Here is a 7,555-nt window from a genome sequence, read left to right as displayed (position 1 = left end):
GGGAAATCCGCATGCTGGGATCTGTGCCAGGGACGATGGGTGACCATCGGCTCTATGGTGACTATGATAGAAATGGCTAAGGTAATAGCTTTTATTAAACATAGGGATTGTATGTAGTTTTAATCTTCAATCCCTATGTTTTTTATCTGGCTTTAATTAAAATGTTTAGACAAAAATTTTAATGTAGATTCCCAAGCGCTTTTATTAGCATTTGCAGCGTTTTGTGCTGTGACTGATGGATGATCGATAATAGGTGGAATATTTGGGAGAAAGAAAGTGTGTCCCATATTTTTAAAGTTAATATGTTGTGATTGATGAGGATTGTTATGCTCTTCTATAGTTTTCATCATATCACTACACATTTTTGAGGAAGACCAAGTGGTATCTTTTTCCCCAGAAATCATAAGAATAGGGCAATTTATATTTTCTATCTGTATACGAGCATTTCTTAATTCTTTACCGGTAGCTTTAGCTAGTGCTTCATCATGAATTTTTTTTATATTTAAAGGATTCATATCCATTGAAAATATACTATCCTCAGAAAATTGTATAAAATCTATTGCTTTATTTTTATAAGTCCATGATGATTTTCTTGGATGTTTTCCCATTGAAATTCCTTCAAATACATGAGAAGAAGGAACATAACTAACTATAGAAGTTAATTTATCAGAAAAATATGAACCAAGCACTAATGATAATTCTCCACCTTTAGAAATTCCCATCATACTTATATTATTTTTATCAATTTGAGGTTGTTTTTTAAGCCAACTAAGTGCCTTCTCAAAATATTCTAATTGAATTTCAAATAGTTCATCTGGTAATTTATTATTTTGAGAATCAAAATAATTTAAAGCAAAAGTTGAATATCCTTTTGTACTAAGTAAAGCTGCTACTTGCTCTGTCCAAAACATTCCTCCAGTAGAACCCCCAACAACAATTATCGCTGGTAGAGTATCTTTTTCCTCATTTGTAAATAGCTTTCCTACTACTGGTTTTTCAATATTAATTTGTTTAATATTAGAATTAATAAAATTAATTTCTATTTCTTTTTTATCTATTATTTCATCCTCTAAAACTAAATAAAAAGTCACTTTGTGAGGTCGGACACTATTTTTTAAAAATATAGATGGTAAAGAAGTATTTTTTTCTTTTAATTTCATAGACCATAGTAAACCATTGGAATAACAGCCTGTGTAAGAACCTTTTTCGGGTGATGTTTTATTTAAATCAATCTTTTCTTCATTATTAGCTGTAAAAATTGCAAAGGAACTCCATGTTCTTTCCATATCATCTTTCATTTCTGCTTTTATCTTTATTTGTTGATTGGGCTTTAATCCTATAATCTGAAGGTTAAGATTTTCATCAATTAACATATTAGTTGATGATACAATTATTTTAGGATTCATTATTAATCTCTCCTTTTTTTATCTTACTTAATGGTGGTAAGTGAACTTCAAATGATTCTTTAGGCAGTAATTCTCTTATCTCTTTTAAAAATTCTATATTGGCTTTTATATGCTTATAACCATTTTTAAATAGAGCTTTCATATAACCAGGTAATGGTTTTGATTGTGCTTTTTCTTTTAAGTTTTCATCAGCTTTCCAATTTTCTAATTCTTTTTCTAATTTATTAATGTGAGTATTAATAGCTTTTATTGCTTTTTTGTAAGGTAACTCTCCTAAAAAAGTTAAGGAAGTGTATAAAGAATTAGGAAAATTTAGGTCAACTTTGCTAAGAGTATCTTCCAATTCTTTTTTTAAAAATTTTTTTCCTTTTTCAGTAATTGAATAGATTGTTCGTGAACGATTTCCAACATTTTCAACAGATTGAACTGTTACTAGTTTTTTTTCTTCCATCGCTTTGAGGGCATAATAGATTGAGCCCGTTTTAATACCTGCCCAACTTTCTGCATGACTTAAATTTAAATATTGTTTTATTTCATAACCAGTCAAATCTTTTTGTTGTAATAAACCTAACAACATTAGTTTTGTCAAAATTATTTCCTCCTTCAGTCATTATATATTCAAATTTGAATATATAATAACATGATATTTTATAAATGTCAACTATTTACTGATTTAATATAAATTTTTTAGATAATTTTATTTTTGCAGGATAATAGATAAACTTAGTATAATTGTATATAGTAAGGAAATTAGAGAGAGGTTAAAAGTCCGACATTTCCATCACATATTAGGCGCCTAAGAACAAAAAATCAAGTAATCAAGTAATATATAATAAATTAGATCTACATAATCGAACTCGATTAACTCATAAGCCCATTTATCAAGACAAGTTGCTAGAGCTTTAAAGTTAAATGAAGATTTAGTTGAAGCCATAGTATTAGGACATGATTTAGGTTATACACCCTTTGGTCATGCAGGTGAAAGAACTCTTAATAAGATAAAGGAGAATTTATATGTATAAATATAAAGATACAAAAATTAATTTAATAAAAGGTGATATTACTAAATTAGAGATAGATGCTATAGTAAATGCTGCCAATAATAGCTTATTAGGCGGTGGAGGAGTAGATGGAGCAATACATAGGGCTGGAGGAGGAGAAATTCTAAAGGAATGTAAAGAAATAGGAGGGTGTCCCACTGGAGAGGCTAGGATAACTACTGCTGGAAAGATGCCAAGTAAAAAGGTTATACATACTGTAGGCCCTATATATAAGGATGGAAAACAAAATGAAGAGGAATTTTTATACAATGCATATTTTAATTCCTTGAAACTAGCAGTGAAGAATAAGTTGAAAACTATAGCTTTTCCATCTATATCTACTGGAGTATATGGTTATCCTAAGAATGAGGCTTCAAGTATCGCTATCAAAGCAGTAATAGATTTTATTGATAGATATGGAGAAATTGATGAAGTTATATTTGTAGCATTTTCCCAGGAGGATTATGATTTATACTATAAAAAATTAAATAAAAATATATAAGTCTACAATCATCTGATTGTAGGCTTTTTACATTTATTGGTGGAGATAAGGGGATTTGAACTTTGACTTCTTGATTGCCAGTTAAGCATTCTTCCACTGAACTATAGTATGATAAGATAATTTTTAATGCATGGTCAAGAATTTTTAATAAATTGAACTAAAGACAGTGATAATATATAATAGTTCTTGTGGTTAGATTGTATAATAAGGGATGTGGCAAGAGTGAATAATGATTTAATAGGACTTATAATATCTTTTTTATTTGTATTTGCAATACTTATTATAGGGGAAATTATAAATAGATTTACCGATACTGATGATGAGTTCAGTAGAAAATTTGTACATATAGGAGTATCTAATTGGTGGATTATAGCTATGTTTACCATTGAAAGTATTTATTATGCTATAATACCACCGATTATATTTATAGTGCTGAATTACATATCTTACAAAAAGGAGTATTTTAGTAGTATTGAAAGGAATGACAATAAATCTTTAGGTACTGTTTATTATCCTATATCCTTATTGATTTTGATCTTGGTTTTCTGGGAAACAAACCTTTATATAGGAGCTATTGGAATTCTTATAATGGGCTATGGTGATGGATTGGCTGCATTGATAGGTATAAAATATGGTATGAATGAGTTCTATATAGGTAAAAATAAAAAATCTATCATAGGTATATTTACTATGTTTATAGTATCTTTGATAATAAGTATAATTGTTCTTGGTTTTAGTATATCTTTTAATATTAGAATTTTTATGATGTCTTTTATTATTAGTTTCATTGCTACAATATTTGAAATAATTACTCCTTATGGATTAGATAATATAACAGTGCCTGTAATAAGCTCTTTAGTAGCATATTTATTATTAAATATGGAAGGAGATATTACTATTTATATTTATAGATTAATTATAGGTCTTATATTTAGTGGGTTTATAAGCATATTAGCTTATAAGAAAAAGTCACTTACTAAAAGTGGAATGATAGGTGCTATTATTTTAGGGACAATTATATATATAACTACTGGATTGTATGGAGCCTCTACTATGATATTGTTCTTTATTTCATCATCTCTTTTGAGTCACTATAAGAAAAGGTATAAAGAGAATGTTGCGAAGCAGTTTGATAAGACAGGGAATAGAGATTTGATTCAAGTATTTGCCAATGGCGGGGTTGGTTTGCTTTATGGAATACTATATATGGTTTATGACTCTCCAATACATTTGGTGTTATTGGCAGCATCTTTTGCAGCGGCAAATGCTGATACTTGGTCTACAGAAATTGGTGTATTGAATAATAAGCCTCCATTATCATTAAGAAGTTTTAGAAGAGTACCTAAGGGAACTTCTGGTGCTGTAAGTCCTTTGGGAACTTTGGTAGGATTTTTAGGATCATTATTAATAGGAGTATATTCCATATTATATATGAAAGTAGTCTTAAATTTTGATATAAGTTTGACTTATATAATAATTATAGCTTTTGCTGGACTATTGGGATCTTTAATAGATTCTGTTTTTGGGGCGTTTTTTCAAGGAATATATATTGATGAGAAAAACAATGAAACCGAGAAGAAATTTATTAATGGTAAAAAAAGAAAGCTAAAAAGAGGAATATCCTTTTTTAATAATGATATAGTGAATTTCCTAAGTATTTTTATTGCTACTTTATTGTCAATATTAATAATATGATAATAAATAAGAATTTTGTTATAATTAGCTATTACTGCTTCTATGAGGGAGGATCTAAATCCTTTTTCTTCTAGTTTTCTTACAGCTTGAAACTATAGCATCTTTTAATGATGAAAGAAAGAAAATGGGATTAGAGATGTTTAAATTTAAATATTGAAAAGGGATATTAAATAAATTTATCTAATATCCCTTTTCAATATTTACTTTATTTGTCAATTCTTTCCCTTGGATAAATCTTTTCATGTTTTCATATATGGTATTAAATCTTCTCTCATTTTTCATCTCAGATATCCAGGAGTTATGGGATGTGACTATTACATTGTTTAAGTCCCATAGTTCATTATCCTTTGGTAAAGGCTCTTCTTCAAATACGTCTAGGGCAGCTTTTGCTATTTTTCCAGATTTAAGATTTTTTATCATATCTTTTTCATTTATTATACTACCTCTAGCTATATTTACTAGATAGACTCCATCTTTCATCTTATTAAAAGCTTTTTCATCTATCATATGATGAGTCTTTTCAGTATAGGGTACTGAGATTACGACGATATCAGATTCTCTATATAGTTTATCTATTTCATTATTTGAATAGCATTTATCAAAATACTTTGTATCAGTACCTTTAGTATTTAGACCTAGTACTTTTACTTCAAATCCTTGTAATCTTTTAGCAGTTTCTTGAGCTATAGAGCCAGTTCCTATGAATCCTACTTTTTTATTAAATAATTCTAAAATAGAAGTATCAATTTTCCATATTTTTTGTTCTTGATTTTTATATAATTCTTTGCTATTTTTAAGCATTTCTAAGATTTTCATTACTATCCATTCACCCATAGGAATACTATATCCACCTTTATTGTTTGTAAGAGTGATATTATTTTCTTTTAGAATATTCATAGGTACTTGGTCCATTCCAGTACTGGATAATTGTATCCATTTTAGGGTGTTTAATTTAGTTATGTCCAGTGTATTAAATGGATTATAACATACTAATATATCGATATCTTTAATATCGTTTGTAAGTTTAACATCCTTTTCCTTTTTGAGTATGATATCATATCCTAAGTCTTCAATTGCTTTCATTTTTTCTTTACCATAATCATATGTAAATAATGCTTTCACAAACAACACCTCCTATAATTATTATACCATTTACATAGAAAATCTAACTATAAAATGAATATTTTATTGATTGTATTTCAATTTATAACAAAAATAGATAAAAAAATATAAAACAAGTCAAATTTCATTGAAGGGATTATAAATGTTAATAGAGAATAAGAAAACTAGCAACAAAATAGGAGGGAAAGAAGTGAATATAAAATTTAATAATCAAAAAAATACTTTATTTGTAGATTTAAATGGTGAATTAGATCATCATAATGCAAAAAGAATAAGAGAGAAGATTGACTCTGAATTTGATGAAAATGGATATAAAAATATTTCCATCAATCTTAAAGGACTTAATTTTATGGATAGTTCGGGAATAGGTCTTATTATGGGAAGATATAAGCTTGTAAATGAATTAGGAGGACGCTTATTTCTTACTAACGTAAATTTTAGAGTTAATAAAATTTTAGATATGTCAGGAATCCATAAATTGGTTGATATTTATGAGAATAACGAAGACGTTTTAAAACATTTGTAAAGGGGAGTTAAGGATGAAGGATAATACGATGAAATTAGAAATACCTAGTAAATCTCAGAATGAAGCATTTGCAAGAGTTGTTGTTGCTTCTTTTGCGGCCCAACTGGACCCAACCATTGAAGAGATTGCAGATATAAAGACTGCTGTTTCTGAAGCTGTAACAAATGCTATAATTCATGGTTATGAAAGCAAAATAGAAAAAATTATAATTGAATGTAATATTATAGATAATAGATTGGAAATAATTATAGAAGACTTTGGTGTTGGTATATCGAATATTCAAGCAGCAAGAGAACCTTTCTATACATCTAGACCAGAATTAGAAAGATCAGGAATGGGATTTACTGTTATGGAAACTTTTATGGATAGTCTTGAGATTTGTTCTGAGGAAAATAAGGGTACCAAAATAAAAATGGTAAAAGAATTTAATAAACCATCTTTTGAGGAGTAGATTTATGAAATTTTCTAATGCTCAAAATAAGAATCATGATTTATTAAGTCATGAAGAAACAGTTGAATTAATCAAGAAGGCTCAGGAAGGAAATGGAAGTGCTCAAGATATTCTAGTGAATCATAATCTTGGACTTATTCGAAGTGTTATTAAAAAGTTTTCTAATAGAGGATACGATTCTGAAGATATATTTCAATTAGGGTCTATAGGACTGATAAAGGCGATTCAAAAGTTTGATACGAGCTATAATGTGAAATTTTCGACATATGCTATTCCTATGATAATTGGTGAAATAAGGAGATTTTTAAGGGATGATGGAATTATAAAAGTAAGCAGGTCATTGAAACAAACTGCTAATAAGGTAAAACAAAGTAAAGAAAGGTTATCAAAAGAATTAGGAAGAGAGCCAACTATCCAAGAAATTTCTGAAGAAATTAAAGTTGATAAAGAAGATATTGTTATGGCATTAGAATCTAATTATTCTCCTGATTATCTTTATGATATAATTCATCAAAATGATGGTTCTCCTATACATTTAATAGATAAAATTGAAGATGAAGATCCTGGTGATTTTGAAATTGTAGATAAAATAACTTTAAAAGAATCTATAAGAAAATTAAATGCAAGAGAAAGACAGATCATTATGTTGAGGTATTTTAAAGATAAGACACAAACTGAAATTGCAAAAGAACTCGGAATTTCTCAAGTTCAAGTTTCGCGGATAGAAAAAAAGGTATTAAGTAATTTAAAAGATGATTTAATGAAGGCATAATCTATGCCTTTATTTTTTTGAATTAAAAAAGTGAAATTGCA

Annotated in this window: 8 protein-coding genes and 1 pseudogene; 6 read left to right on the top strand and 3 right to left on the bottom strand. The window is 28.1% G+C overall.

From position 1 onward, the window contains the following. Positions 1–152 precede the first annotated feature (152 nt). Together GOQ29_RS01455 and GOQ29_RS01450 are read right to left on the bottom strand one after the other, a co-directional pair. Positions 153–1,406, bottom strand: a complete 1,254-nt coding sequence (locus tag GOQ29_RS01455) for an acyl-CoA thioesterase/bile acid-CoA:amino acid N-acyltransferase family protein (RefSeq protein WP_203370698.1) — start codon at positions 1,404–1,406, stop codon at positions 153–155. Continuing rightward, positions 1,396–1,995 (bottom strand): PadR family transcriptional regulator, encoded by a 600-nt coding sequence (locus tag GOQ29_RS01450; protein ID WP_203370696.1) that lies wholly within the window; start codon positions 1,993–1,995, stop codon positions 1,396–1,398. Before GOQ29_RS01450 ends, GOQ29_RS01455 begins: the two co-directional genes overlap by 11 nt. A gap of 340 nt (positions 1,996–2,335) precedes the next feature. On the opposite strand from GOQ29_RS01450, the pseudogene GOQ29_RS15185 reads away from it, so the two are divergent. From GOQ29_RS15185 to GOQ29_RS14925, 3 genes and pseudogenes are all read left to right on the top strand, one after another. Then, positions 2,336–2,428, top strand: a pseudogene (locus tag GOQ29_RS15185) (hypothetical protein); the annotation flags it as partial. Beyond that, positions 2,421–2,948: an O-acetyl-ADP-ribose deacetylase gene (locus GOQ29_RS01440; RefSeq protein WP_203370694.1), complete on the top strand. Its 528-nt coding sequence runs from the start codon at positions 2,421–2,423 to the stop codon at positions 2,946–2,948. The pseudogene GOQ29_RS15185 and the gene GOQ29_RS01440, both read left to right, overlap by 8 nt. Before the next feature lie 222 nt (positions 2,949–3,170). After that, positions 3,171–4,643 carry a DUF92 domain-containing protein gene (locus GOQ29_RS14925; protein WP_203370692.1) on the top strand — a complete coding sequence of 491 codons (1,473 nt, stop codon included), beginning with the start codon at positions 3,171–3,173 and terminating at the stop codon, positions 4,641–4,643. Positions 4,644–4,823: 180 nt separating this feature from the next. On the opposite strand, the gene GOQ29_RS01430 is transcribed toward GOQ29_RS14925, so the two are convergent. After that, the gene (locus tag GOQ29_RS01430; RefSeq protein ID WP_484477046.1) at positions 4,824–5,765 is read right to left on the bottom strand and encodes a phosphoglycerate dehydrogenase; all 942 of its coding nucleotides are present in this window, start codon (positions 5,763–5,765) and stop codon (positions 4,824–4,826) included. Between the two features lie 190 nt (positions 5,766–5,955). On the opposite strand from GOQ29_RS01430, the gene spoIIAA reads away from it, so the two are divergent. The 3 genes from spoIIAA to sigF are packed head-to-tail and all read left to right on the top strand — an operon-like array spanning position 5,956 to position 7,514. Then, on the top strand, positions 5,956–6,291 hold the full coding sequence (gene spoIIAA / locus GOQ29_RS01425) for an anti-sigma F factor antagonist (protein WP_350445954.1): 336 nt from the start codon (positions 5,956–5,958) through the stop codon (positions 6,289–6,291). Positions 6,292–6,304: 13 nt separating this feature from the next. After that, the gene (gene spoIIAB, locus GOQ29_RS01420) at positions 6,305–6,742 is read left to right on the top strand and encodes an anti-sigma F factor (protein ID WP_203370687.1); all 438 of its coding nucleotides are present in this window, start codon (positions 6,305–6,307) and stop codon (positions 6,740–6,742) included. Between the two features lie 4 nt (positions 6,743–6,746). Then, a complete protein-coding gene (gene sigF / locus GOQ29_RS01415; RefSeq protein ID WP_203370685.1) occupies positions 6,747–7,514 on the top strand; it encodes an RNA polymerase sporulation sigma factor SigF in 768 nt (255 codons plus the stop codon). The last annotated feature ends 41 nt before the right edge of the window (positions 7,515–7,555 follow it).

It is taken from the genome of Anaeromonas gelatinilytica, from assembly GCF_016820635.1.
Classification (GTDB): Bacteria; Bacillota; Clostridia; order Tissierellales; family SIT17; genus Anaeromonas; species Anaeromonas gelatinilytica.
This window is presented reverse-complemented; position numbering and strand designations above follow the sequence as displayed.